Below are 26,715 nucleotides of genomic sequence, written 5' to 3'. Positions count from 1 at the left end.
GGCAGAGGGCAAAAGGCAAAGGGCAGAGAATTCAGGCGGTACAAGATCAATTATTAATCTTGGCAATCGCGAATTATTGCCGATTGCGGATTGCCGATTGCCGATTCCTTAACTTTGACACAATGAGCTCAACCAATCAATTCGACATTATAATCGTAGGCGGGGGACCCATCGGTTTGGCCTGTGCCCTGGAAGCAAAAAAAGCCGGTTTGCATTATTGTATCCTGGAAAAAGGCTGTCTTACCAATTCATTATATAACTACCCCATAAATATGACCTTTTTTTCTACTTCAGAAAAACTGGAAATAGGCGGTATCCCCTTTGTAAGTAATAATATTAAACCTACGCGGCCCGAGGCGCTTGAATATTATCGCCGGGTAGCCACCAGCAATAAGATCACCATTCACCTGCAGGAAGAAGTAAAAGTTATTTCTCCGCTCGATGGAAAATACCAGGTCATCACTTCCAAACAAACCTATAGTGCAAAGTTTGTAGTGATCGCCACCGGTTTTTATGATATCCCGAATACCATGAAAATTCCGGGTGAAGACCTGCCTAAAGTAGTTCACTATTATAAAGACCCGCATTTTTATGCCATGCAAAAAGTAGTGGTAGTGGGCGCCAATAATTCGGCGGTTGATGCCGCGCTGGAAACCTGGCGTAAAGGCGCGGACGTAAGCATGGTCATTCGTGAAGAAGGTATTGGCAAACGGGTAAAATACTGGGTAAAACCCGATATTGAGAACCGCATCAAAGAAGGCAGCATTACCGCCTATACCCATTCCACGTTAATGGCCGTTCGCGAAAAGGAAGTGGATATTCTTACTCCCGAAGGCATAGTTACCATTGAGAACGATTACGTGATTGCCATGACGGGCTATCAACCCAACTTCAATTTATTACAGGATACGGGCATACAGTTGTCGAATGACGATGTGCTGCAGCCTGCTTATGACGCCGGCACCATGGAAACCAACTTACCCAATATTTACCTGGCAGGCGTGGTATGTGGTGGCATGAATACCCATGTGTGGTTTATAGAAAATAGTCGCGTTCATGCAGAAATGATCATTAAGTCGGTTAAGAAGAAGGTTACTCAATAGTGAGTTGCTATTGAGGTATACGGTAAAAGTTTGTTAGTTCTTTAGTTATTAAGTTTGTTAGTTCGAACTCAATAACTAATAAACTAACGAACTAACAAACTTATTCTCTCCTGTAAACATATATCTCTACTCTCCTATTCTTTTTCCTACCTGAAGAAGTTTTATTACTGGCTATAGGTTCTAAAAAAGCATACCCTCTTGCTATAAAGGGCACGCCCAGTGAAGGAAGTTTTGTCATGAGGTATTGTTTTACCGAAACAGCCCGGTTCTGCGACAACTCCTGGTTGTATTGCAGGTTGCCAATGCTATCGGTATGTCCTTTTACAATAACCGAATCCATAACCCCTGATATTTTATGGGCAAAGCTGTCGAGCAGGTCAAAGCTTTTTTTCGATAATTCATAACTGGCCGATATAAAATAAATATCAGGTATGATCAGCGTGTCGATGTGCTGAACATATGGTGTGCGGGTAAGTCCTAATTTTGGTCTCGGTACGGGAGGGTTCTTTAAATGGTTACTGATCGTTTTATCTAACCGCTGATGCCGGTCATCTGCTGAATAGATCTGCCATCTTTCCTGTTCTGCTTCTGCACATATTTTTTCATTGGGATTTACCGGTGTTAATGACACTTTATCGAGCAGGAACAAATATTCATCCTGGAAATCGGGTTTTAAAGAACCGGTATAATCTATTCTTTTAAAAAGCCCGATGGTAAGATAGGCCTCATTGCCAGTAGCAGTATACACATAATGCACCTTTTGCCATTTATTCGATGGCTGCGACAGGGCGGCCCCGCTTCTTACATACCAGTAAGCCGGTTGAATGTCGCGATAGCTTCGTTGTTCGTATAAATAATCTTCCGGCGAAAAATAGATCCCGATGCTATCGAGTACTTTACTGGTGGCGCTTACAAAAAAATCAACATTATACTGGCTGCCTTTTCGTAACCCACATAACAACTGGGTCCTGATGAAATTGCGCACGCCCTTCCTATTTACGCTTCCTGCAGTGAGCCCAACATACCGATACCCGTCGAAGGCAATTTTCATATCACTGTAATAACATTGGCTTCATGAGAGGTGGCGATCCAGGCTTCAGGGGCACAATACTTATGAAACTCGGTGCAAAGATTGGCATCTTCAAAACTGCCATTGGCAATCAGGTTCTGGGAACGCCCGCTAATACCTGACAATAGCAATGCGGAAAAAGTGGGAACGAATTTCAAGATTTGTTTCATAAACTGGTTGACAATGGGATGATCCTAAATTAACAAAAATTGCTATTCACTGATTTTTAGACACATGTAGATGACTTTTGATTTGTATCAATTATATTTCCATTTGCTTGCATATCATAAAACCTTTATATACTTTTGATCTCAGCTTACTTCTACCACACATCCTTCGAAACTCCACTCATTACATCAGCATAGCCATTCAAGATATTATTACTTTTCATTCATCCTTTTGAAGACCTGCTATTAGTCTTTTCTATCAACATGGATTAGAAAAGCATATCCTCCAATTCCTCTGGGGCCATCCCTAATTTTCTTCATCCAAAACAAAATGAAATGAAAAAGATCTACTCTTTTATCATGGTATCTATTATTGCCCTGACCGCAAACGCACAATTAGTAATCAACGAAAACTTTACCGGGTACACGAATGGTAACCTGGGAACCCAGGGTGGATGGGTTCAAAAAGGAACTGGAACCGATGTACAGGTTTCTACTACAACCCCACTTACCTATACTGGCTATACAAGTGGCACCAAGTATGTAACTGTTGGTGCAACTGATGGTAAAGATCCATGGAAGCCTTTCTCATCTCCCATTTCTACCGGTTCAGACAAGACCATTTATATGAGTTTCGTAGTAAGGGTAACCTCTTCCGCCGAGGAGAACAAAGCAGTATATTCGCTTGCCCTTCGTGATACAACTTCTTCAAACCTCAATAATATTCCCTGTAAATTTTATATAGCTGAGCAACAAGGTGCCGGTACAAACATTGAGTTTGGCATAGCAGTAGGCACTTCGTCGCCTGTTTATACAAACGCTGTTTTCAGCTATGGAACTACTTATTTGATCGTTATCAGGTATGATATAGTATCCGGCGCCAATAATGACAAAGCTTATTTGTGGGTAAACCCTTCTTTAAGCGCCGAACCTTCAATAGCTATAGCCACTGGGAACACCGGAGCAACCCAAACCGGTACTGGCGAAGCAGGCTATGGTAGTACACTTCAGGCACTGCAAATTTTCCAAAGCAGTACCGATTCACCCGTTAGCGCATTTGACGCTTTCCGTGTATCTCAAGGTTCGCCTTCAGCCGCCGCCTGGAGCAACCTGAGCCCTGCCGGTTCTTCCCTGCCAGTTATACTCACCAGCTTTAATGCTGATAATGACGGACTGAGCACAAAACTCATCTGGAATGTAGCTGAAGAAGAGGCGTTTGCCAACTATGTTATTGAAAAAAGCACTGATGGCAGAACCTTTACTGCTATTGGCACTGTAAAAGCTACCAGTCAAAAAACTTATAGCTTTACCGATGGTTCTACCAGCGACAACAACAGCTTCTACAGATTGAAAATGGTTGACATAAATGGGGACTTTAAATATAGCTACATCGTTAGCATTAAGAGTAAACTTATTGCGAATATCTCCCTGTCGCCCAATCCGGTTAAAAACAACCTGATGATCCAGCACCCGAAAGTGATTACAGAAGGGCATATTCAGGTTATAAGCGCCAATGGACAATTATTAAAAGATGTTAAACTGGCGGCCAACGCAGTTATATCGAATGTTGATATGAGCGGTTTCACCAGTGGACTTTACCACATTCTTTTTAAAAGTGGTTCGGATATGTTTAATAAAACGGTAATTAAGCAGTAGATTGGTGCTGTTTTTTATGCAAAGAGTCATTCCGATTAAGTCGGGATGACTCTTTTCTTAAGTAGCTTTGTCGTGAAACGTCAAACAACCTTATCAACCTCTGTCAACTTGTTAACTCGTCAACTGGTCAACTGGTCAACTATCGTTAACTAGTAGCTTTTTCTTCCCAGATACAAGATAAATGTACTATCGTCTCTACACTCTTCTGCATATCCTGCACGCTCACGTATTCATGTTTACCATGAAATGCCATTTCACCGGTGAATATATTCGGACAGGGCAATCCCATAAACGACAAACGCGAGCCATCTGTACCACCCCTGGCGCTCATTTCAAGCAACGGTACACCTGTGCGTTTAATGGCTTCCTTTGCATAAGCTGATACCTGCGGATATTTATCCAGCACCTCTTTCATATTGCGGTATTGTTCGCGCACTTCAAAATCGGCTTTGGCGCCGGGGAACCGTTGCAGGGTAGCCGCCAGCTTTTCCTTTAAACCGTTTTCATATTCAGCCAGCTTAGCTGTTATAAAATCGCGAATGATAAACTCCAGCGTTACCTTTTCAGCAATTCCGTTTATGCGAACCGGGTGTACAAAACCCTGGCGCTTTTCGGTTGTTTCGGGCGACAGGGTATCTTTTGGCAATGATTCCAGGAAGGATCCGGCCACTTTCATCGCGTTCACCAGTTTATCTTTTGCATAGCCGGGGTGCGCACTGATGCCATGAAAAGTAATAGTAACGCCATCGGCGGAGAATGTTTCATCTTCATACGCACCGCGTTCACCTGCATCGAGGGTATAGGCAAACTCAGCGCCGAGTTTTTTAAGATCGGCTTTATCAACCCCTCGGCCTATTTCTTCATCGGGGGTGAACAGTATTTTGATGGTCCCATGTTTTATAGCGGGATTCGTCATAAAGTAATTCGCCATATCCATGATCACGGCTACACCTGCTTTATCATCGGCGCCCAGCAACGTAGTGCCGGAAGCAGTGATAATATCCTCGCCTTTCTTCTTAAGCAAATAAGGATGGTCTACCGGAGAGATCACCTGTGCAGGATCATCGGGCAACACAATGTTACCGCCATCGTAGTTGGTATGTACTATAGGTTTTACATTCTTTCCGGTACAGTCAGGCGCCGTATCAACATGCGAACAAAAACAGATCACCGGTACCTGTTTGGTGGTATTCGCAGGAATGGTGGCATACACATACCCATTGTCGTCGAGTTGTGCATCCGTAATGCCCATGGCCAGTAACTCCTGTACCAGTAAACGGCTTAGGTCTTTTTGTTTTTCTGTACTGGGGCAGGTGGTTGATTGCGGATCACTTTGCGTATCTATTTGCACATATCGTAAAAACCTGTCCTTTGTGGTAAAACTATAGTTGGTAAACATGTAAGCTGTATTTTTGGCAATATAACTCAAATATCGTTCAACTCATTTCCCCATGACGCCCGGCACTACCACTCCGCTTATTAAACAAGGCTGGCTACGAGCTGTACTGCTTTTTGTGGCTTTTATCAGTGCGGGTGTACTGGCAGGTATGGCCGGTGGACTGTTTTCATTAACATTGGCTGGTGGCACAGCGTTTAGTCAAACGTTGCTGAACAGCATTACCCTGGCATTATTTATTTTCGAACTGGTTGGCATAGTCCTGGTCATCCTCTTTCGCCGGTACATCGATCGCCGGCCGGTTAAAAGCCTGGGGTTTCAATGGCAAACCTTTCAACCCGATGCCCTCACCGGTTTTTGTTTGGGTATGGCCTTATTAGGCGCCGGTTCTCTGGTGCTGTTGGCCAGCCACAACCTTGAATGGACCGATGCCCGTTTTGCCCCTGCCGACCTTTTTATGGGGCTGGTGCTGATGGTAGTGATCGCCTTTACAGAAGAAATGGTGTTCAGGGGATACATCCTCAACAACCTGATGGAATCGATGAACAAATGGGTGGCCCTGGCCATATCGGCTGGGCTTTTTACTTTTGCCCATGGCAGTAATCCCGGTATTTCATTTATTGCCGTTATCAATCTGCTTTTAGCCGGTCTGCTGCTTGGCATTAACTTCATATATACACGCAATATCTGGTTTGCCATTTGTTTTCATTTTAGCTGGAACTTTTTACAGGGCCCCGTTTTAGGTTATGAAGTGAGCGGACTGCCTTTACAAAGCGTATTACAACCTTCCCTACATGGTCCCTGGTGGATAACCGGTGGTTCGTTTGGGCTCGAAGGTTCGTTTGTGGCTACCGGTCTTCTTTTATTCGCCCTGCTGTTATTATATGCTGCGTATGAAAAAAGATATGTAAAACCGGTAACTGCCAGTTAATAACATATCGTATAAGTTTTTTGTCTAATCCGGCAAATCTGGTTATCTTTTTATAAACTAAAGCTGGCTTATATGAAAAAACTCCTCATCGGTGCCCTTGTAGGGGGCATCATACTATTCTTCTGTCAATTTCTTTCCTGGACGGTTTTAAACTGGCATGGCAACGCTTACCAATACACTCCCAGGCAGGATACTATTATGAGCGCATTAAGCACACAGATAGATAAAGACGGGCAGTATATGATCCCCAACCTGCCGCCCGATGCCACCATGAAAGATCATGAAGCCGCTATGAAAACATATGCCGGAAAGCCCTGGGCAGTGATAGCTTACCATTCTTCCAAGAATATAAACATGGCGCCGAACATTTTTCGCGGGTTGATCGTGGATATATTGATAATTGGTTTTTTCTGCGCCATCATCAGCCGGATGAATGCATTGAACTTTACTGCTATTCTTATTTCAGCCTTGTTTGTGGGCATGATCGTTTTCTTTAATGTGCCTTATACGCACCACATCTGGTTCCAGGATGCGGACCTCATGGGTTATTTCTGGGATTGTTTGGTGGGTTGGGCGTTGGTGGGTGTTTGGCTGGGCTGGTTATACAAAGTCTGAACCGGGATGGATGAGAACCCAATCATCCCACCCATCCCAATTCAGACTATTTTTTAACCGCCGGTTTCTTTTTGGGAGCAGGTTTTGCTACCTGGGCTGCTTCCTGTGCGGCTACTTCGTCTACATATATTGTTTTGCCCTCTGGTATTTCCAGCTTGCTAAAAACGGAAGGCATAATGTAAATAACGTTTACCAGGGAGTTGTGACTTGCATCAATGAACTTCCAGGTAAGTCCGTTGTCGGTAGATTCACCTACCAGGTAAGACCAGGTCTTTACTTTGCCACGGCTTTCATCCCATGAGTCCCGTACTTTTTCAATTACACATTGCCAGGTTTCAATGTCGTTCAACATGGACAGCATTTGCAGCTTTTCGGGTTTCTCTTCCGTTTTGGGTTCATTGCGATAATGGATGGTTATTACATGTTCTTTAAACCCATCCTTGCCACCATAATACTTAATAGCGCTTGGTGCGCATAAATTCATGTAGGTGTCCCATTCAGCGTAAAAACCGGCCCTGGTTAAACTATCGGCAAACTTCAGGGCATTACGGGTAGCAATGGCCGTATCCGATTCGGGCAATGAGGGGTCGGTAGTAGAAGGCGTTGTGGTTTGGTCCTGAGCGTAAACAATACCAGATAAACAGATAAATAGTGCACACGTAACGATGCGCATCGTGGTTTGTATCATAGGGTATAAATTAATGCGGCAAAATAGAAAAAAATTCCGGGCAGGTCAATATGGGAAAAATACGTGTGGAGTTGACGAGGACAGTAATCGCCTAAGTGGAAATATGGAGAAATGCAGGGAGTCAGTGGTCGGGTGTGGGAGGTCGGTAGAAAGCAAGAAGTAGGAAACAAGAAAATCCGGGATCTTCTTACTTCCTACTTCATATATCTTAATTCGGTATTTAGGGCATAATGATCCGGGAAGGAGCTGCGCCAATTTCAACCAGTTCAATATCAAAAACCAGGTCTTCACCGGCCAAAGGATGATTGGCATCCAGCATTACATTTTCTTCACCTATTTCAGTAACCACAACCGGAATAACATGTCCTTCAGAGTTGGTCATATTCAACCGCATGCCTACTTCCAGTTCCATATCTTCAGGAAATTCGCTCGCAGGGAAGGCAACGATCATATCGGGGTTTTTAGGACCGTAAGCTTCGGCAACAGGGATTGAAATGGTTTTTTTATCACCTACCACCATTCCCATAACACCATTGTCGAAACCAGGAATAACCATTCCGCTTCCTACTTCGAATTGCAGCGGTTCACGACCTGCAGAGGAGTCGAATGTTGTTCCATCGGTTAAACGGCCATGATAATGAACCTTTACAGTATCACCGTTTTTTACTTGTTGCATATAAACTTTATTAGTATTAAAAATTGTCAGGAAAGCCAACTCCCCCGTCCCACATCGCCATATCCGCTTGATAATTGGTGAATAGAAGCGAGAAAATAAAAAGCCTTTTTCCCTTTGCTGCAAAGTAAAAGGAATATTTTGGCGCAGCCAATAAAAGTTTTTTATTGACATTTGGGGCTAAAAGGCGCAAGCGACAAGGCCCCGGGACACAAGAAAATAATACTTTGAATTAAGGAAAAATGACAGAAAATACACAACCATCAAATATCATACCTCGCATCGTATTCATGGGCACGCCCGAATTTGCCGTAGCCTCGCTCGATGCGTTGGTACAGGCCGGGTGTAACATCGTAGGTGTAATTACCGCACCTGATAAACCAGCAGGCCGGGGAATGAAATTAACGGAAAGCGCCGTTAAGAAATATGCAGTTGAAAAACAGCTGCATGTTCTGCAACCGTTAAAGTTGAAAGACCCCGTGTTTTTATCAGCACTAAAGAACCTGCAGGCTGATCTGCAGATCGTAGTAGCGTTTCGTATGTTGCCAGAAGTGGTTTGGAACATGCCCCCCATGGGCACTATAAATCTGCATGGTTCGCTGTTGCCTCAATACCGTGGCGCAGCGCCCATTAACTGGGCCGTAATAAACGGGGAGAAAGAAACCGGCGTCACCACCTTTAAACTGCAGCACGAAATTGACACCGGCAATATCCTGTTACAGGATAGTTTTCCCATTGGCGAAGATGAAACGGCCGGTGAAGTGCACGATAAAATGAAAGAGATCGGGGCCCGGCTCCTGGTGAAAACGGTAGAAGGTTTGGCAAACGGCACCCTGACTGAAATGCCGCAAGAGGCAGAAGGCAGAAGGCCCTCCTACGCTAAAGCTTCGGCGGGCGAAGCAGCCGAAAATACACAACTCAAACATGCGCCTAAAATTTTCACAGAAACATGTAAGATCGATTGGACTCATTCTGTCATCGCTATTTACAACCTCATTAGAGGGTTATCGCCATACCCCGCTGCGTTTACCTATCTGAATGATAAAATGCTGAAAATATACAAGGCAAAAAAGGAATTGCATACTGCTCCCAAAAGCGCCGGTTCATTTGAAACGGATAATAAGACCTATCTGAAGTTCGCCGGTTCGGATGGTTATATTTATGTTACTGAGTTGCAGTTGGAGGGTAAGAAACGAATGAGTATTGAAGAGTTTCTTAGAGGCTATAGATTTGCTTAGTTGACCAGTTGACGAGTTGATCAGTTAACCAGGAATACATATAACACAAGGGCCAAAGCGGTTTAAACTGCTTTGGCCCTTGTGTTATATGCCTTTTATCTCTGCCTTCTGCCTTTTTCTAATAAGCTATATCAACATAGAACTTACCCATCTCTGCACCTAATTCAGCCGCAGCGGCATCGCTTAAACGAACAGTCAAGCCAACGCTTTCACGCATATCGGGTAATTGTCCCAATACTTTGGCAAAAACCGATTTATTGGTAGAGCTATAAGTGATCTTAACTATGGTGCCAACAGGCACGTTATTCATGAGCGCATAATACTTACCATCTTTCCAGCCGCTGGTGCTTCTGAAAATTCCGGCATTACCTGCTGTTGATTTTCCACTGCCACTGTACGATGGTTTGAAATAACCACCTTTATACCCGGAATAATTTCCTTCCGTAGTAACAGGAGTAACGGGGGTGGTTGCCGGCGGCGCTCCTATATCTTTTTTGGCTTCTTCTTTCTCTTCTTTCAGTTCTTCTTTTTTGGCTTCTACCGTTTTATGATCTACTGCTTTTGTATCAGCAGGCTTTGTCTCAGTTGTTTTTGTGTCGGCAGGTTTTGTTTCGGCCGGCTTTTCCGTTTTTACCACCGGTGTTTCGGTAGCCGGTTTGGCGGTGGTGCCACCCGTTGCCGCCGGAACGATCAATTTCTTAAGCCCATTGGCGGCCAGTGGTGAGGAAGCCGTTTTTACCTTCAGGTATCCTACTATCAGTTTCATGCCTGCCTGTAACTGGTCATTGGTTACGTTGTTCCATTTTTCCAGCGACTCAATAGGTATTTTATTAGCATTCTGGCTAATGCGGTACATCCATTCTTTCTCCTGCACAATATGATAAACGGGTACAAACACCTCATCGGCGTTCTTTTTACCATCCTGCGAAAAGTTGTGCGCGGAAAGAGGCACTTTTAATTCCTGGCCAATGGAAAGCTTGTCCATGGTTACACCGCTTAAGGCGGCTATCTCCTTGGGTTGTGCATTGTATAATCGCCCAATAGCAAACCAGGTTTCTTTTGGTTGAACCGTATGCATCAGGTAAAGGTCAGGAGAAGTACCCTGCACTGTCATGTCTGATTGTGACCAGGCAAATTGGGTAAACGCCACCAACGCAATAACTAAAACTCCTTTAAACTTCAACATAGGCTATGCATTTCGTATTCGTTTGCAAAGATGTAGAATTAATTTTAATTAGCTGTTTTCATTTGCACTATCAGCAGTACCCCTTTTCAATATGCGCCAGCCCTGGGGATAATAATTATTGATCCGGTTCGGCAACACCTTTATCCAGCCTACATTATAGTGCTCAAATTGTACCAAAGTCCACCCCTTATGGCCTATAGATAAGCTAACTTCTTCCCGCCGCAAATATTGCAATGCCTCTTCCTTTTTTAACGTTACTGCAACAATTGCCGGGTTAATGATTGTGCTTAACGCCAGCGCATGATCAGGGACCAGGTCATTGCCGGCTATCTTACCAATTGCTATGCCAGCTCTTCGAACATACACATTATCTACAATGGTAAGCAGCTCTTTCTCCAGTTGCTGTGGGAAGGCCAGGATCTCTTCTTTCTGCTTCCACAATTGTACAGGTGCGCCAGCCTGTAGCCAGGGCTGAACAATGCCTGTTTCGTTTTTAGACGCCTTTTGCAGCAATGATTTCCTGGGTGGCTTTATTACGCTGCGGCCGCCATCCTGTTTGCGAAAACAGCTGATAAAAAAGCCTTCGCCCTTTACTTTATATGGGAAGAACCGGTACCCGTAGGCCCGGTGTTTATCTGATTGCGTTTCAACAATACCCCACGATGCCTCAATCACCAACGGTAAACTGTCGACGCTGAAGGTATCCATCAGCCAGTCGGCAATGTGTTCATCTTCTTCTTTTGAATAGGAACAGGTAGAATAGATCAGTACACCGCCTTCCTTCAGGGAAGGTAAAACTGCGGCCAGAATGCGTTGCTGGCGTTGATAGCACAGGTCTACATTCTGCTCGCTCCACTCCCCGATGGCCTCCCGTTCCCGCCTGAACAACCCTGAACCCGAACAGGGCGCATCTATCATAATTACATCAAAAAAATTGGGTAGCCGTTCAAAGGTTGTAGGATCGGCATTGGTGACAATAACATTGGCGCCCCCCCATTTAATGCTGTTCTCCTCAAGTATGGCCGCTCTTGATTTTATCACTTCATTGCTCACCAGTAAACTATCGGCGCTGATGAGCGATTGCAACAAGGTTGATTTACCACCCGGCGCAGCGCACAGGTCCAATACGCGCAAGGGCTGGCTTATATCCGTTGTTTGGGTAAGCGCCTGTTCCACAAACATGCTCGATGCCTCCTGTACATAGTAGGCACCGGCGTGTATCAACGGATCGAAAATAAAAGCCGGCCGCTGCGGCAAATAATAGCCATTGGACGACCAGGGGATCTTGTTATTTGTGGAAAGTTCGAGCTGATCAATTTTGAAGGGGATCTGGCCTTTTGACCATTCACCATTCACCATTGACGCCTTCGCGGCATTCACCCGTACCGAGGTAACCTGTTCGCCGCTTTCATGCACCTGAATAAACGCCTCTTTATCGAAGCCAGCGACACCGGTTAATGAATCAAGAAGTTGTTGAGGAAGTTGCACCCCGCGAAATTATGAAATAATGATCAAGTCGACGTTCTATGTCAAAGAGCTGCTTTTCAGTGACTGATTGCACAAATGTAGGGCAGCTCTCTGTCTGTATTCTCAAATATGTGACGCTCTTCGGGAAGTGATGTGACGGAGACCTCGAAACGATGGGACGTTTGGTAATTTTTCCTCGGGAATGCCTGTTTTTTTGTGACGGCTTAGGGAAAACGGTGTGATGAGTAGTTAAAAAACGGAGATGTTTAACAATTTTACCACACGTTCACCTCGGATTCACCTCGGAATCACCTCTAATTTACCTCGGGATGACCTCGGGGTCACCTCGGATTTACCTCAGTTCGCCTCTGTTCAACCTCAATTCCACCTCAATGAAACCTCGAAGCCCGGGGAAGCAAAGAGATTGAACAGAGTTACCATTGAGGTACCATTGAGGCAGCATCGCGGATGAAATGTGTACAAAAAGCAAATACCGCTCCGCATGGGGCGGAACGGTATTCGGCTTTATAATAGTTTCGTTTCCTGATTATTTAACCACCTTATCGGCTTTGAATTTTCTTGAGGTCAGCAACTGGCCACGTACGTCATAAAATTTGAAGGTACCTTCGCGTTTATCGTTTGTGTAGTTCCCGGTTTCTTTCACCGTACCATTCGCGTTATATTCCGTAGTGTTTCCATCTCTTTTTCCGTTTTTGTAATGGATGATGATCCTTCTGCCGCCACCTTCAAAAAAGGCGCTATACCAATCAACAGCACTACTGTCATTGCGGTGTTCCATTTCCTTGGGTTTTCCATTGGGATAATAGGTAGTGGTTGTGCCTACCAGCTTATTGAAGTTAACAATGGTATCGGTTTTTATTAAGCGGCCGGTTTTTGTATCGTATGATTGGGCAGCCTGGAATTTGCCTTTTTCTTTAAAATGGATCTCTGTCTTCAGTTTTCCGAACAGGAACGATTTCTCAACACCTTCCGAATGATCGTCATTCATGTACTGGTACTCGTAGGTAAGTTGGCTTTTGGGCTTCGACACAGCAGAATCATCTACTTTCTGGAATGAATTATCCTGGGCTTTGCTGACTTGACAGGTAACAAATAAAACAACAGCAGCGAGGAAAGCACTTTTTGTGATCATATAGTACGATTAACAATTATTTGCGGCTAAGATAATGGAGAAATTCTGTGTTTGCAATGCACGTAACTCATTCTTTTACAAACGCCTCAACCGCTTTTGTGCGTACAAAAACGACAATTCCCCCATTGTGCAGTTCTTATAACGGCATACCCGGGCCGTTTAGTGTTACAAATTCTTTATTTCCCCAATGAGGTCCTGCAATACCTTTTTGGCATCGCCAAAAAGCATGGAGGTTTTGGGTTGAAAGAAAAGATCGTTCTCGATGCCGGCATAACCAGGTTTCATACTGCGTTTGTTCACGATCACATTTTTGGCCAGCTCCACATCGAGAATGGGCATACCATATATGGGGGAAGATGGATCGGTTTTAGCGGCAGGGTTCACCACGTCGTTGGCGCCTAATATCAGCACCACATCGGTGGTAGGAAACTCGACATTGGCCTGTTCCATCTCCATCAGTTTATCATAACTAACATCGGCCTCGGCCAGCAATACGTTCATATGGCCCGGCATGCGGCCCGCTACGGGGTGAATGGCATATTTCACCTCTACTCCTTTGCTTTCGAGTAATTTTTCCAGTTCATGACAGGCATGTTGCGCTTGAGCAACGGCCAGTCCGTACCCGGGAACGATCAATACTTTATGGGCGTAGCTCATCACCACGGCAGTATCGCTTAAAGTGATCTCTTTATACGAACCCTGGTCTTTTTTAGCGCCAGCAGCCACAGCAGTACTACCGCCAAACGATCCTATCAACACATTCTTCAGCGAGCGATTCATTGCTTTACACATCAGGATGGTGAGCAAAGTACCGGCAGCACCTACCAGGATACCACCTGTTAACATCACTTTGTTGTTGTATAAAAAGCCGCCGCAAGCCGCCGCTACACCGGTAAACGAGTTCAATAACGAAATAACAACCGGCATATCGGCCCCGCCAATGGGCATTACAAACAACACCCCATACACCAGCGCCAAACCAACGGTTGCATAAAAAAGCAAATGGGCAGAACCCACATTATACTGATATGTTAACACAGCCGCCGCCAGTACCAACAACAACACCAGCAGGTTTACAATGTGCTGGCCGGGGAACGACATGTCTTTTACTTTACCACTCAGTTTACCCCAGGCGATCATACTACCGGCAAAGGACACGCTGCCGATAATGGCGCCTGCAATGATGGTTAAATAATGACCGGCCTGCACAAAATCACTTAGCCAGGCCGAATCAACTGCTTTATACGTTTGATAGATATGATCGAATTCCACTGCCGAGATGAGGGCCGCACAGGCGCCACCCATACCATTGAACATACTCACCATCTCGGGCATGGCTGTCATCTTTATTTTTTTGGCGCTCAGGGTACCAATAATACCGCCAATGAGAATGCCACCAAAGATCCACGGATAATTGCCCAGCTTTTTACCATCTTCTTCATACAGGAATATGGTGCCAATAATAGCAATCGTCATCCCCGCCGCTGCCAGCAGGTTTCCATTACGGGCTGTAGCCGGGTTCGACAACATTTTTAATCCTATAATAAACGTAACCGAACCTACGAGATAACACAGGGTTAGTATACTTACTTCCATAATTCGTTATTACTTGCTGCTTGTGTTTTGTTTCTTACCTTTTCCTTTGAACATTTCCAGCATGCGGTCGGTCACTACAAAACCGCCTACCACATTTAACGTGCCCACTACTACCGCCAGGAAACCGAGAACGAGCGCTACATAGTTATGTGGGTCCGCCTTGCCCATTACAATAATGGCCCCGATAATTACCACGCCGTGAATGGCATTGGCGCCACTCATTAACGGCGTGTGCAATACACTGGGCACATGACCAATTACCTCGATGCCTACGAAGATCATCAATATAACGATGTAGATCATTTGCTGATTTTCAGCTATCCAGCTTAAAACTGATTCCATATAAGTTTGAATATTTTTATTAATTCGGCAATCGGCAATCGTGAAACGGCAAACGTGAAACGTGAAAGGATTCGCGAAGATGAAACATTCTCACTATTTTCATTTCCCACTCATTTCATCCTTCGCCCTTTATCAACCCTGTTAACCCTGTCAACTCTATCAACTTGTCAACTCGTCAACTGGTCAACTGGTCAACTGTTTAACTCTTTCATGCACCACTTCGCCATGGTTCGTAATACAACAACCTTTTACCAGGTCGTCGTCAAAGTTTACATTGAGGTTACCTTCTTTATCAATGATGAGCTGCAAAAAGTTAAGCAGGTTTTTACCGTATAATTTACTGGCATCAGAGGGCATGGTAGCCGCCAGGTTGCTATTGCCAATAATATGCACGCCCTTATACAATACGGTTTGATCGTTTTTGGTAACAGGCGTATTACCACCCGTAGCCGCGGCCAGGTCAATGATCACCGAGCCTACACGCATGCGTTGCAGCATTTCCTCCGTTATTAATATGGGAGCTTTTTTACCGGGAATTTGTGCGGTGGTAATTACAATATCGGATTTAGCAATGCTTTCTGCAATGCGATTTTGCTGACGTTGCTGATAATCGGAAGATTGTTCAACCGCATAGCCACCGGCTTTTGATGCATCGGCGGCGCCTTCCACCTCAATGAATTTGGCGCCCAGACTCATTACTTCTTCTTTCACTGCAGGTCGGGTATCAAACACTTCCACCACAGCACCCAGGCGGCGGGCAGTGGCAATAGCCTGCAAACCGGCCACACCAGCGCCGAGTATCAATAATTTGGCAGGCGCAATGCTACCGGCTGCTGTCATAAACATGGGAAAATAGCGGCTATAACTATTCGCAGCCAGCAATACGGCTTTATACCCGGCAATATTAGCTTGTGAGCTCAGCACATCCATACTTTGTGCACGGGTGGTGCGGGGTAACATATCCAGACTAAACGTGATAAGTCCCTGTTTTGCCCATTGCTGCATCAGCGAAACATTAAACAAAGGTTGATAAACCCCGACAATGATCTTTGATGACAAATCTTTCGCTTCTGGAAAAGGGTGAATGGCTACCAGTACATCAGCGGACTGAATAATCTCTGTTCTGCTTTTTATAGCCGCGCCAGCTTTAACGTATTCCTCGTCGTTATGAAAGGCTTTTTCACCAGCGCCGAGTTCAACAAATACAGTAATGCCTTTTTTGGTAAGGGCTGTTACGATCTCGGGCAAGAAGGAAACGCGGGATTCTTCGGATGGTTCTTTTAAAACTCCAATCGTCATAATCAGGTAGTAGTTATAGCATTCAAGGTAAGCAAAATTTAAGTTATGTACACTGCTACGCCGGAAATGACTTTTTATTGTGACCGCATAAAAATTTGAAAATGTGAAAATTAGCAAATTTGAAAATGGAAGGCCAAAAACCAGTCGCAACAAGGCCTGACGCCTAAAAAAGTTAGGTGTTGTTACCTTTAAAACCTGATGGTAAAGTCCTGTTTTACCTTAAAATCATCACGAAAAAACAACAGTCCGATAAAAAACAAGTCGACAGAAAGTTGCACAGAGGAGTGTTCTTTGATGGCAGCCCAGGCCTGTTCCATTTCCGGGCTCCAGTGAATATCATCAAAAATAACCACGCTGGTCGCGTTCAGGTGTGGTAACAGCTGGTTGAAATACCGTACGGTGGGTTCGTACCGGTGATTGCCATCGATAAAAACCAGATCGAGTGGAGATACTGCATCAAGAATACCTGGCAACGTATCATCAAAATTACCCACCACCTGTTGGATGGAGGACAATTGCAGCAATTGAAAATTCCTGCTCGCCTGGGCAGCCACTGCCGCACTTCCTTCGGCCGTAATAAGCCTGGCCTTTGGATTGGCCAGCGACATATAGGCGGTTGAAATACCCAGCGAAGTGCCCAGCTCCAGGATGTTTTTGGGTTGATAATAATTTACTATGCGAAATAACAACTGCGCCCATTTTTTGCTTTTGGCGGAATGCTGTGCAATGGATGAAATGGTCCGCTGATTTGTTTTGTTGATGGTAGAACCTGCGCCGAAGTCTTCCACTTCAATGAGGGTATTATCGCGCAATAATTTCTGGCGTAAAGCTTCTACCTGGTTGTAAGCATAAAAATTCCGCTTATCGATCAATACCTGCCGCACAAAATCATACACAAAAGGCGAATGTATACCATGGCCTTTTCCATTCAACGCGGTAAAGTAATAAGATGAATATTTTTTTAATAGCTGCCAGGTAGAAAACATGAGGGATTAGAAATTAGAAATGAAAAAGGAATACACTGCAACGACTTTTAATTCTTCATTTTAAATTTTTCAATTCTTATTTCCCTTCTTTCCGTTCCCAAACCTGAAAGCTATATGCATAGGCGTGTTTTTCATCGGCAGTAAAATCCAGCTGGGAAAGCAGGTTCCAATCGGCAAAGTTCATTGCAGGAAAGTAGGCATCGGCATCGATGGTAGTATGAACGCGGGTCAAATAAACGCGTTGCGTGAGCGGCAGGGTTTGTTTATAAATTTCTCCGCCACCAATGATGAAGGCTTCTTTGGCATCGGTATTGGCAGCAACTGTCATAGCCCCTTTCAGGTCATGCACCACAAAGGCGCCTTCGGGTTGCCAGTCCTTTTGACGGGTGATAACGATGTTTGTTCTGCCGGCCAGTGGCTTGCCCAGTGATTCAAAAGTTTTTCTACCCATGATCACCGGCATACCCCAAGTGGTATTTTTAAAAAACTTCGTATCGTTTGGCAAAGACCACAGTAACTGGTTGTTCTTCCCTATTGCATTATTATCGGCCGCTGCGACCACCTGGCTTAGGATCATAGAAATTAAAAATTAGAAATGATAAATTAATCCATTGGCTTCCGGATTTACACCGCCACCGGCGCTTTTATAGCCGGATGGCACTGATAATTGAGCAGGGTAAAATCTTCAAATTTGAAATCAAAGATGTCCTTTACAGCCGGATTGAGTTGCATGGTAGGCAACGGATACGGCGTTCGGGTTAATTGCAGGTTCACCTGCTCCAGATGATTGCTGTAAATATGTACATCGCCAAATGTATGAATGAACTCACCCGGTTCCAGATCACATACCTGGGCGATCATGAGGGTTAATAAAGCATAGGAAGCTATATTAAAAGGAACTCCCAAAAACACATCAGCCGACCGTTGATAGAGTTGACACGATAACCGCGGCTTGGGCCTCCCCCCGGCCCCCTCCGGTGGAGGGGGAGGAGATACATAAAATTGAAATAGTACATGGCAGGGCATCAACGCCATATTAGGCAATTCGGCCACATTCCACGCGCTTACGATGAGGCGGCGGCTGTCGGGATTGGTTTTTATCTGGCGGATCACATCCGTGATCTGGTCAATGGTTTGGGCGCCCTCGCCTGCCGACCAGCTGCGCCACTGCTTGCCATAAACCGGTCCTAATTCGCCCTGTTCATTGGCCCATTCATCCCAGATACTAACTCCGTTCTCTTTTAAATATTTGATATTGGTTTCCCCTTTCAGGAACCATAACAATTCATGAATAATGCTTTTAAGATGCAATTTCTTGGTAGTAACCAGCGGAAAGCCCTGCTGCAGATCAAAACGCATCTGGTATCCAAAACAACTGGTAGTGCCCGTACCGGTACGGTCTGATTTATAAACCCCCGTTTCCTTGATATGCTTTAAAAGTGCCAGGTATTGCTCCATGGCCGCAAGGTACGAAAAGAGTGACGCTTATAAGCCTGGACAAGATGGCATGTTAGCAAGGTGTGAATTGATGGATGGTCAACCGCAAACCGGCAATTTTGGCCTCGCGAAATTCGGGTCTCGCTTAATCGTGTCGATATGCCAATAAAAAACCCCTTCCAGGGGAAGGGGCAAATGCAGTTAGTTTCGGCTCTCCCTTCAGGGGGCTGGCGGGCTAATGCTGGCCAGCCAGGTTAAACCCATTTCCGTTTACCGTATGGCCATTGGTGCCATTAGCGCCATTTCCATTTACCTTGATACCGTTTTGCTGTGTAGCCGGCGGATTGCTCAATGATTTTGACAGATCGCCATAGATCTTCGACAACAATTGATTATTGGTGATCAGTTTACCTTCGAGGTCTTTTGTTTTTTGTTGTTCGCGGTATAATGATTCCTGCAGGGAGGTGATCATGTTTTGCTTGTCATCCAGCACCAGTTGCAATACAGCCTGTTGCTGTTGTACTTCGTGCAGGTTGCGCTCCAGGTTCTCTATATGACCGGTTTTTGACCGCAGGCTTTCCTGGTGCTGACGGTTCTCTTCCCGGCTGCGTTCAACAGCCTGTTGCCAGGCGGAGATCTCTTCGCGCTGCTGATGCAATTCTTCCTTCATCGCATGTATCTCGCGCTCGAAATTTTCTTTCTGGGTTTGAGTTTGTTGCACCTGCACTGTTTTATCGGCAGCGTCCTTTTCTACTTCGCGGAAGGTTTTAATGCGTTGCTCCAGCTGATTTTGCAGGAATTCTATCTGCAGTTTCTTTTCCTGCAAAACATCCTGTAAATAGGTTTGATCGGTGATCTTTGTCTTTAATGAATTCTTTTCTTCTTCGGCCTGGGTAAGCAGCCCCTGCAATTCTTTTATCTGTTGTTCGTAACCTCCATGTTTTTGTTCGCCGCTGGTTTGTACTTTTTGCACCAGCACAGTATTCTCTTCTTTCAGCTGTTGAATGGTCTTTTGCAATTGCTGTAATTGCATCGACAGATCAGCCTTTTCGCTCTTGTATTGTATCCCCAGTTCATCAACCTGTTTGGCGTAATAGCGCTGTAATTCCTCTGATTCTGTTTGTGCCGACTTTGATGAATATTCCATGTTCTTCATCAGGTTTTCCAAACGGGTTACCTCGGCGGCGCTTTTTTCTCTCATTTCCTGCTGCGCCCGCAGTTTATCCTGCAGTTGTCTAACCGATTCCTGTAACTGTTGTACCTGTTGCTGGCTTAGCGCCAATGCCTCGGGGATCTGTTGCTCGCCTTCTATCAATTTGGCATTGGTTTGTGCGTTCTCCAGTGCCTGTTGCAGTTGCGTTACCTTCAACTTATATCCATTGATCTCCAGTTGCAAACGTGAATTGGAATCGTCATTCTGCTTTTCAGTACTGTAAGCTTTATTGAGAAGATCGGAGTATTTTCCTTCGAGTTCGCGAAAGTCCTGTTCAAGCGTGGCATAGTTCTCACGGTACCGGCGTACTTCCTGCTCGTACTTCTTGATCAGGGGCTGATTATCGGGATTGGTGCCGCTCGCCAGCCAATCAGGCATCTGGCCGCCGCCATTAGGATCGGCAGCTATTACTGTATGAAAGCCACCGCCTTCCATATAAGCAGGTTCGGCTCCCTCAAGGCCCTTCTTTTTACGTTTATAGTGAAAGAAAGTAGTAACCAGGAATGCAATAACAGTCCCCGGAATTGCGATCCATAGTACGATTTGCAGAAACTGCTTTAACTCGTACATGGAAACGAGCAGGTATCCCAACATAAAAATACAATTTTAGGTACACGTTTAACTTTCGAAACGACAAGATGGTTTCAGAGGGACGGTTGGATTAATATTGGTACTACGGTGTGGGGGTATAGTATGGGCTGGTTACTTCTTATAAATCACTCATACAAAACTTACTTAATACATTCCTTATTGTGCATCGTGAAAATAAATCTTGGCCTGGTTTTTATGAACAGACGTAAACAGCAAGTGTATCAGGGCTCAATAATAATACCAATTTAAGGTTAAAACAAGCATCCGGCGCCTGTTTTTTCCACATTATAGCAATGAAAAAATACGGTCGCGCTTTATACATACTACCTTTAACATATATGTTTTCAGCTTCAGGTATAACAAAATTTTAAAAATTCATAGGGGTATCGTTATTTTCAGTTGTCTCTTTTATTAAAACCTTATTGGAAGCATTTATATTTGGAGCGGATTATCAACGCATTAAAGTGGCCAACCCAAATACTACCACCATCAAGCCGCTGTCGGCCGACAGCGAGAAGGAATTTGAACAACTTTTTAAGGAACACTTTAAAAGCTTGTATGCCTATGCTTTCACTATTCTGAAGAATGAATCCATTGCCGAAGAAACGGTCCAAAACGTCTTTTACAAAATATGGGAGAAGAGGGTACCTGAGAATATTCAAACCTCTCTCAAGGCCTATTTGTACAAAGCCGTATATCACGAAAGCCTGAATTATCTGAAACACCAGAAAATTAAGGCCCGGTATCAAGTGCATGTTATGCATCAATCAAATAACCATCACGATCAGAGTGCATCCAGGAAAATACTGGTGAAGGAGCTGGAAGAAAAATTACGGGCGGCTATGAATGCCCTGCCCCAGCAATGCCGTACCATTTTTCAGTTAAGCCGTTTTGAAGGACTCAAATACCAGGAAATTGCCGATCAGTTAGGGATCTCGGTAAAAACTGTTGAGAACCAGATGGGCAAGGCCCTGAAGCAGCTGCGCGTAAAACTGATCGATTATTTACCAATTTTCTTATTGGCATTATTATATATGTAACATATATGTCAACCAAATAAAATTACCCTTATTGAAAAGCTATACACAACATATGGATGATCTGCTGGTAAAGCACATTACCGGTGAAGCTACGACGGCAGAAGTGCTGGAGGTGGAAAAGTGGCTGGCCGACGATGAGGCGAACCGGCACTACTTCGAACATTTCAAACTGATCTGGGAAGAAAGCGTGCAACTGGCCGATACCCCGCAGGTTAACGAGCAGGCGGCCTGGGATCGATTTCAAAACCGCGTGCAAACCGGATCATTCCCAACCTCCAAAGCGAAAGTTTGGTCAATGAACAGCCCCCTGCTACGGGCGGCGGTAATTACAGGGCTGGTAATAGGCCTGGCAGCGCTCACATTTATCTTGTTCCAAAACAAACCCGGAAAAGTGATCGCCATGTCTAACATCCATACCAATAACCTGGTTAAATCCGACTCCCTCCCCGATGGCTCTATAGTAACCCTCAACAAACACTCACAGGTGTCCTTTCCTGAAAAGTTCGACAACGACAAACGAGTGCTGCAACTAAGCGGAGAAGCCTTCTTTAAAGTGAAACCGAATAAGAAAAAACCATTTGAAGTACATACCAACAATGTAACCATTACCGTCGTAGGCACTTCCTTCAACGTAAGAAGCCGGGGCGATACTACTGAAATAATTGTTGAAACAGGATTGGTTGAAGTGGCTACCGAAAAACAAACCATTCTATTGCGACCAGGCCAAAAAGTCATCGCGGGCGTCAACGATGCTATTTTGCAAAAACAGGCAAACACCGATCAGCTATATAACTACTACCGCAGCAAAAAATTTGTTTGTGATAAAACCCCGTTATGGAAGCTGGTGGACAAGCTCAATGAAGCGTATGATGTGCAAATTATTTTTGGCAGCTCGGCGTTGCGCAACCTGCCATATACCACTACTTTTGATAATGAACCGCTCGACAAAATTCTAAGCCTCATTAGCTCAACATTTAATATCTCTGTAGTAAAAGAAAAAGGAAAAATCATACTACGCTAACCTGCATGCAGAAATAACAATCATGACAAAGCTACGGGGATTGCTTCCCACGATTATTGGGCTTTTTTGTCTTAACAACCATGTATTAGCACAAAGCCTGCTCGATAAAAGGATCACTATCGATGCCAACAACCAGCGCCTGAGCGATATATTAAAACTAATCAGCAGTAAAGGGAATTTTTATTTCTCCTACAACAGCAACATTATTGCCTACGACAGTCTGATCTCTTTTTCCGCTTATAACAGAACCATAAAACAGATCCTTGACCAATTGTGCGGCAACCAGTACAAATGGCAACAAAACAATAATTACGTCATATTACGCAAAGCCACTATAACACCACCGGTACCTGTTGCCAGCCCTACACCCAGTGCCGAAAATTATACACTGTTACCGGTTACATTCTGAATAGTGAAACCGGCGAAAAAGTTGGAAATGTAACCGTTTATGAAAGACAACGTCTGGTCTCTACTATGTCAGATGAGAAGGGCTACTTTAAAATAAGACTGAAAAGCAGGTATAGTACTGCCACCCTTACCATAAGCCGCGAATTGTTTGAGGATACCACCGTTGTTATTAAACCTAAATTCGATCAGCAGGTTACCATTGTAATGACCCCGCTTGAAACCAGTGACCCCCTTGTTACCATCAGCCCTGTTGAAAATGAATTGCCTGATACCATTGTGGTGAAACCACCTTCAGATACACTCACTGCCCAATCCATAACAAAGGAAGAGATCAACCGCGTTGAAAAATCACGCTGGGGTCAATTCCTGTTGTCGGCCAAACAAAACATTCAAAGTATCAACCTGAAAAAATTCATGGCCGATCGTACTTTCCAGGTTTCTTTAACACCTGGTTTAAGTACGCATGGAAAATTAAGCGCCCAGGTGGTGAACAGTCTTTCAGTGAACGTAATTGGCGGGTATACCGCCGGCGTGAATGGTGTTGAACTGGGTGGGGCTTTTAACATTAATAAAACAGATGTGAAATATGTGCAGGCGGCCGGACTGTTGAACTTTACCGGTGGTTCGGTTAAAGGTGTGCAACTGGCAGGTATGCACAACCATGTGCTGGGTAATGTTGACATTGTTCAGGCATCGGGTATTGCCAATTTTGTAAAAGGCAATGTAACCGGCGCTCAACTGGCCGGCGTGTATAACCATGTTTCAAAAGATGTAAAAGGTTTACAGGCATCTGGTATTGCCAACTTTGTAAAAGGCAATGTAACCGGGGCTCAAATAAGTAGTATTTACAACCATGTAGCAGGCTCATTTACGGGTGTCCAGGCCAGCAATGTCTCCAACTTTGTTTACGGTAAGTTTGTGGGGGTGCAGTTAAGCAATATCTACAACGTTTGTTACGACAGTGTGTTTGGTGTTCAGGCCACCAATATTGTAAACTTTGCGCATAAACAGGTTTCCGGTGTACAGTTGTCGGTCATTGGTAATTTCGCCAACCGGGAATTAAATGGCGCTCAAATAGGCTTATTCAATTACGCAAAAAAATTACGTGGTTTTCAGTTGGGGCTTATTAATGTGGCCGATACTTCTGACGGGTACAGCATCGGGTTGATTAACATCGTGTTCAAAGGATATCATAAAATAACGTTCTCTACCAACGAAACCATGCGCTTTAACGCAGCCTTTAAAACAGGTAACAGCAAACTCTACAGCATTCTGTTAATGGGATTCGACCAGAAAAAAACAGGAGAAGACTCTGCCAATGTATTTTCCCTTGGGTATGGGTTGGGACATGAATTTTCTCTCGGTAAATGGTTTAGTATCAATCCTGAATTTACTTCACAATACCTGTACCTGGGAAATTATAACAGCACCAACGTGATGAACAAATTACATCTACAATTTCACGTTAAGTTTGGTAAATACTTTTCCATCTTTGGTGGTCCTTCCTTTACCACGTATTACTCTGACCAAACAAAAACAAATGCAGGCTGGAACTATTCTATCCCATCAAAAGGTTATCACACCTTTGAATTGTGGAGTCACGACGTAAAAGGCTGGATCGGGTGGAACGCCGGCATCAGCCTCTTCTAACAATCACAAATTTTACTTAGCCTCATAGGGGAACAGCTTTGCTGAGTTGTCATACTGCAAATTATATTTCTATGATAAATGGGGAAATTGCAGTATGCCTATGTGCCTGCTTCTTATGGAAAACTGTTTCGTTTGCACAATCACCAACCAGTAACCCCTATAATATAAAAGTACCTGTACGGGCAGGCATATTTCCTACTATTAGTACGCAGGGCAAAAAAGACAAATTCACTACCAGCAACTTTTCGCTTAATTTATTGGGTGGCTACACCGGTAGTGTAAATGGGATTGAGTTGGGTGGCTGGTTCAATATCGATAAACACAATCTGAACGGTATGCAGACCGCAGGCTGGTTCAATATAGTGTATGGTGATGTGAAGGGATTACAGTTGGCCGGTTGGTTCAATGGCGCCAAAAGCGAAGTTACAGGCGCCCAGTTTGGTGGCCTTGTCAATTACGCTAACAAGAATGTCAACGGTATGCAGATAGCGGGCATATATAATCACGTGGCTGGAAACTTTAATGGATTTCAAACAGCAGGTATCTGTAACTATACCAATAAATCACTAAAAGGTTTTCAATTAGCTGGCATTGCCAACATCAATACCAGCAGCACCAAAGGCTTTCAGGTGGCAGGCATTTTAAATTACAGTAAACACCTGAAAGGTTTACAACTTGGTCTCATCAATATTGCCGATACTTCAGATGGCTTTAGCATTGGGTTGCTGAACATTGTAAAAAAGGGCTATCATAAAATAACCATCAGCTCCAATGAAGTGCTGAATGCCAACCTCGCTATAAAATCCGGCAATAAAAAATTGTACAACATCTTAATGGTTGGTATTAATGCAGGTGGTGATGATAAAATTTTCTCGTATGGCTATGGTATTGGGCACGAAATAAAAGTGTCCAACCGGTTCACCGTAAACCCAGAGCTCACCACGCAATACCTGTATCTTGGCAATTGGAACTATTTGAACCAGTTAAGCAAATTTCAGGTACTGGCCACCGTTAAACTGGCGAACAAACTGGCTATCTTTGGCGGCCCTTCTTTTTCTGTGTATTACTCCGATCAACTGGAACCGGTAAAAGGATATAAATTCCTGGTGCCTCATGAAAGCTATCATACCTATGATCTTTGGCGCAATAATGTAACGGGATGGATAGGTTGGACGGCGGGGATCAGCTTCTTGTAAGTTGACGAGTTGACCAGTTGACGAGTAAGTTTAGGTTATTAAGTTCGTTAGTTATTTAGTTTGTTAGTTGTTTAGTTCCGCGGACCAACTAAAAAACTGCCTTTCATCTCCTTTTTCTTAAGAAACAATAGGGGTACTCATTCGCCCAACTGTCACACGCTAAAGTAACTCTCATGATCATCAACAACAAAATGGTCACCTTGCTTATGGCAGGTATGCTATACTATGTAACAACCCTTGCGCAACTAACGCAAAACATCAGGGGCACTGTAACAGATCAACTGTTGCAAACACCTATTGCCGGCGCAACAGTGGTTATTACGGGTACTGACAAAAAGGTGGTGGCCGATTCACTGGGTAATTTCAGAATCCCCAATGTAACTGCCGGCACCTATACTTTGTTGATCACCCACATCAATTACACCGATGCGGTTGCCAGCAATATTGTAGTAAACACCGGTAAAGAAGTAGTGTTGACCATTGCGATGGAAACAAAAGTAAGAACCGAGAAAGCCGTTGTAATAACCGCCAACAGTAAAAAGAACCGGCCCCTGAATGACATGAGTGTGGTAAGCGCCCGCGCCTTCACCGTTG

26 protein-coding genes are annotated in these 26,715 nt (G+C 44.3%); 11 read left to right on the top strand and 15 right to left on the bottom strand.

Going from position 1 to position 26,715, the window contains the following annotated elements; translation table 11 throughout:
- Positions 1-122 precede the first annotated feature (122 nt).
- Positions 123-1,103 carry a YpdA family putative bacillithiol disulfide reductase gene (locus ACJ751_RS05835; RefSeq protein WP_407744440.1) on the top strand — a complete coding sequence of 327 codons (981 nt, stop codon included), beginning with the start codon at positions 123-125 and terminating at the stop codon, positions 1,101-1,103.
- Positions 1,104-1,203: 100 nt separating this feature from the next.
- Here the strand turns inward: ACJ751_RS05835 and ACJ751_RS05830 are convergent, their stop codons facing one another.
- Entirely contained in the window at positions 1,204-2,154 is a 951-nt protein-coding gene (locus ACJ751_RS05830; protein ID WP_407744439.1) for an OmpA family protein, read from the bottom strand.
- On the bottom strand, positions 2,151-2,342 hold the full coding sequence (locus ACJ751_RS05825; RefSeq protein WP_407744438.1) for a hypothetical protein: 192 nt from the start codon (positions 2,340-2,342) through the stop codon (positions 2,151-2,153). Before ACJ751_RS05825 ends, ACJ751_RS05830 begins: the two co-directional genes overlap by 4 nt.
- A gap of 333 nt (positions 2,343-2,675) precedes the next feature.
- Here ACJ751_RS05825 and ACJ751_RS05820 point away from each other — a divergent pair, with 333 nt between their 5' ends.
- On the top strand, positions 2,676-3,995 hold the full coding sequence (locus ACJ751_RS05820; RefSeq protein ID WP_407744437.1) for a T9SS type A sorting domain-containing protein: 1,320 nt from the start codon (positions 2,676-2,678) through the stop codon (positions 3,993-3,995).
- A gap of 145 nt (positions 3,996-4,140) precedes the next feature.
- Here the strand turns inward: ACJ751_RS05820 and pepT are convergent, their stop codons facing one another.
- Positions 4,141-5,394 (bottom strand): peptidase T, encoded by a 1,254-nt coding sequence (gene pepT, locus ACJ751_RS05815; protein WP_407744436.1) that lies wholly within the window; start codon positions 5,392-5,394, stop codon positions 4,141-4,143.
- 52 nt (positions 5,395-5,446) lie between these two features.
- On the opposite strand from pepT, the gene ACJ751_RS05810 reads away from it, so the two are divergent.
- Together ACJ751_RS05810 and ACJ751_RS05805 are read left to right on the top strand one after the other, a co-directional pair.
- Positions 5,447-6,322: a lysostaphin resistance A-like protein gene (locus ACJ751_RS05810; RefSeq protein ID WP_407744435.1), complete on the top strand. Its 876-nt coding sequence runs from the start codon at positions 5,447-5,449 to the stop codon at positions 6,320-6,322.
- A gap of 72 nt (positions 6,323-6,394) precedes the next feature.
- Positions 6,395-6,937: a hypothetical protein gene (locus ACJ751_RS05805; protein WP_407744434.1), complete on the top strand. Its 543-nt coding sequence runs from the start codon at positions 6,395-6,397 to the stop codon at positions 6,935-6,937.
- A gap of 46 nt (positions 6,938-6,983) precedes the next feature.
- Here the strand turns inward: ACJ751_RS05805 and ACJ751_RS05800 are convergent, their stop codons facing one another.
- Together ACJ751_RS05800 and ACJ751_RS05795 are read right to left on the bottom strand one after the other, a co-directional pair.
- Positions 6,984-7,625: a hypothetical protein gene (locus tag ACJ751_RS05800; protein ID WP_407744433.1), complete on the bottom strand. Its 642-nt coding sequence runs from the start codon at positions 7,623-7,625 to the stop codon at positions 6,984-6,986.
- A 220-nt stretch (positions 7,626-7,845) separates the two neighbouring features.
- Positions 7,846-8,301 (bottom strand): peptidylprolyl isomerase, encoded by a 456-nt coding sequence (locus tag ACJ751_RS05795; RefSeq protein WP_407744432.1) that lies wholly within the window; start codon positions 8,299-8,301, stop codon positions 7,846-7,848.
- 239 nt (positions 8,302-8,540) lie between these two features.
- Here ACJ751_RS05795 and ACJ751_RS05790 point away from each other — a divergent pair, with 239 nt between their 5' ends.
- On the top strand, positions 8,541-9,536 hold the full coding sequence (locus tag ACJ751_RS05790; protein WP_407744431.1) for a methionyl-tRNA formyltransferase: 996 nt from the start codon (positions 8,541-8,543) through the stop codon (positions 9,534-9,536).
- Between the two features lie 118 nt (positions 9,537-9,654).
- On the opposite strand, the gene ACJ751_RS05785 is transcribed toward ACJ751_RS05790, so the two are convergent.
- The 10 genes from ACJ751_RS05785 to ACJ751_RS05740 all read right to left on the bottom strand — a co-directional run bounded on the left by ACJ751_RS05785 (position 9,655) and on the right by ACJ751_RS05740 (position 20,809).
- A complete protein-coding gene (locus ACJ751_RS05785; RefSeq protein WP_407744430.1) occupies positions 9,655-10,722 on the bottom strand; it encodes a LysM peptidoglycan-binding domain-containing protein in 1,068 nt (355 codons plus the stop codon).
- Positions 10,723-10,770: 48 nt separating this feature from the next.
- Entirely contained in the window at positions 10,771-12,210 is a 1,440-nt protein-coding gene (locus ACJ751_RS05780) for a methyltransferase RsmF C-terminal domain-like protein (protein WP_407744429.1), read from the bottom strand.
- Positions 12,211-12,736: 526 nt separating this feature from the next.
- Complete coding sequence (locus ACJ751_RS05775; protein WP_407744428.1) at positions 12,737-13,342, bottom strand: toxin-antitoxin system YwqK family antitoxin; 606 nt, start codon at positions 13,340-13,342, stop codon at positions 12,737-12,739.
- Positions 13,343-13,507: 165 nt separating this feature from the next.
- Positions 13,508-14,938, bottom strand: coding sequence for an NAD(P)(+) transhydrogenase (Re/Si-specific) subunit beta (locus ACJ751_RS05770; RefSeq protein WP_407744427.1), 1,431 nt, complete (start codon positions 14,936-14,938; stop codon positions 13,508-13,510).
- Positions 14,939-14,947: 9 nt separating this feature from the next.
- Positions 14,948-15,280 (bottom strand): NAD(P) transhydrogenase subunit alpha, encoded by a 333-nt coding sequence (locus ACJ751_RS05765; protein WP_407744426.1) that lies wholly within the window; start codon positions 15,278-15,280, stop codon positions 14,948-14,950.
- Between the two features lie 183 nt (positions 15,281-15,463).
- Positions 15,464-16,579, bottom strand: coding sequence for a Re/Si-specific NAD(P)(+) transhydrogenase subunit alpha (locus tag ACJ751_RS05760; protein ID WP_407744425.1), 1,116 nt, complete (start codon positions 16,577-16,579; stop codon positions 15,464-15,466).
- Positions 16,580-16,767: 188 nt separating this feature from the next.
- Entirely contained in the window at positions 16,768-17,565 is a 798-nt protein-coding gene (locus ACJ751_RS05755; protein WP_407744424.1) for an O-methyltransferase, read from the bottom strand.
- 76 nt (positions 17,566-17,641) lie between these two features.
- On the bottom strand, positions 17,642-18,142 hold the full coding sequence (locus tag ACJ751_RS05750; RefSeq protein WP_407744423.1) for a dihydrofolate reductase: 501 nt from the start codon (positions 18,140-18,142) through the stop codon (positions 17,642-17,644).
- A 47-nt stretch (positions 18,143-18,189) separates the two neighbouring features.
- A complete protein-coding gene (locus ACJ751_RS05745) occupies positions 18,190-19,023 on the bottom strand; it encodes a thymidylate synthase (protein ID WP_407744422.1) in 834 nt (277 codons plus the stop codon).
- A 214-nt stretch (positions 19,024-19,237) separates the two neighbouring features.
- Entirely contained in the window at positions 19,238-20,809 is a 1,572-nt protein-coding gene (locus ACJ751_RS05740) for a hypothetical protein (RefSeq protein WP_407744421.1), read from the bottom strand.
- Positions 20,810-21,228: 419 nt separating this feature from the next.
- Between ACJ751_RS05740 and ACJ751_RS05735 the strand changes: the two genes are divergently transcribed.
- From ACJ751_RS05735 to ACJ751_RS05710, 6 genes are all read left to right on the top strand, one after another.
- Positions 21,229-21,846: an RNA polymerase sigma-70 factor gene (locus ACJ751_RS05735; RefSeq protein ID WP_407744420.1), complete on the top strand. Its 618-nt coding sequence runs from the start codon at positions 21,229-21,231 to the stop codon at positions 21,844-21,846.
- A 31-nt stretch (positions 21,847-21,877) separates the two neighbouring features.
- Positions 21,878-22,867, top strand: coding sequence for a FecR domain-containing protein (locus ACJ751_RS05730; RefSeq protein WP_407744419.1), 990 nt, complete (start codon positions 21,878-21,880; stop codon positions 22,865-22,867).
- A gap of 22 nt (positions 22,868-22,889) precedes the next feature.
- A complete protein-coding gene (locus ACJ751_RS05725) occupies positions 22,890-23,276 on the top strand; it encodes a hypothetical protein (protein ID WP_407744418.1) in 387 nt (128 codons plus the stop codon).
- A gap of 65 nt (positions 23,277-23,341) precedes the next feature.
- Positions 23,342-24,925 (top strand): hypothetical protein, encoded by a 1,584-nt coding sequence (locus ACJ751_RS05720; protein ID WP_407744417.1) that lies wholly within the window; start codon positions 23,342-23,344, stop codon positions 24,923-24,925.
- Between the two features lie 71 nt (positions 24,926-24,996).
- Positions 24,997-26,121, top strand: a complete 1,125-nt coding sequence (locus ACJ751_RS05715) for an LA_2272 family surface repeat-containing protein (RefSeq protein ID WP_407744416.1) — start codon at positions 24,997-24,999, stop codon at positions 26,119-26,121.
- 173 nt (positions 26,122-26,294) lie between these two features.
- On the top strand, positions 26,295-26,715 hold a 421-nt coding region (locus ACJ751_RS05710; protein WP_407744415.1), incomplete at its 3' end, for a carboxypeptidase regulatory-like domain-containing protein.

It is taken from the genome of Niastella sp. (assembly GCF_045805085.1).
Lineage (GTDB): Bacteria > Bacteroidota > Bacteroidia > Chitinophagales > Chitinophagaceae > Niastella.
The sequence above is the reverse complement of the archived record's forward strand: the minus strand, read 5'-3'. Positions and strand labels throughout refer to the sequence as shown.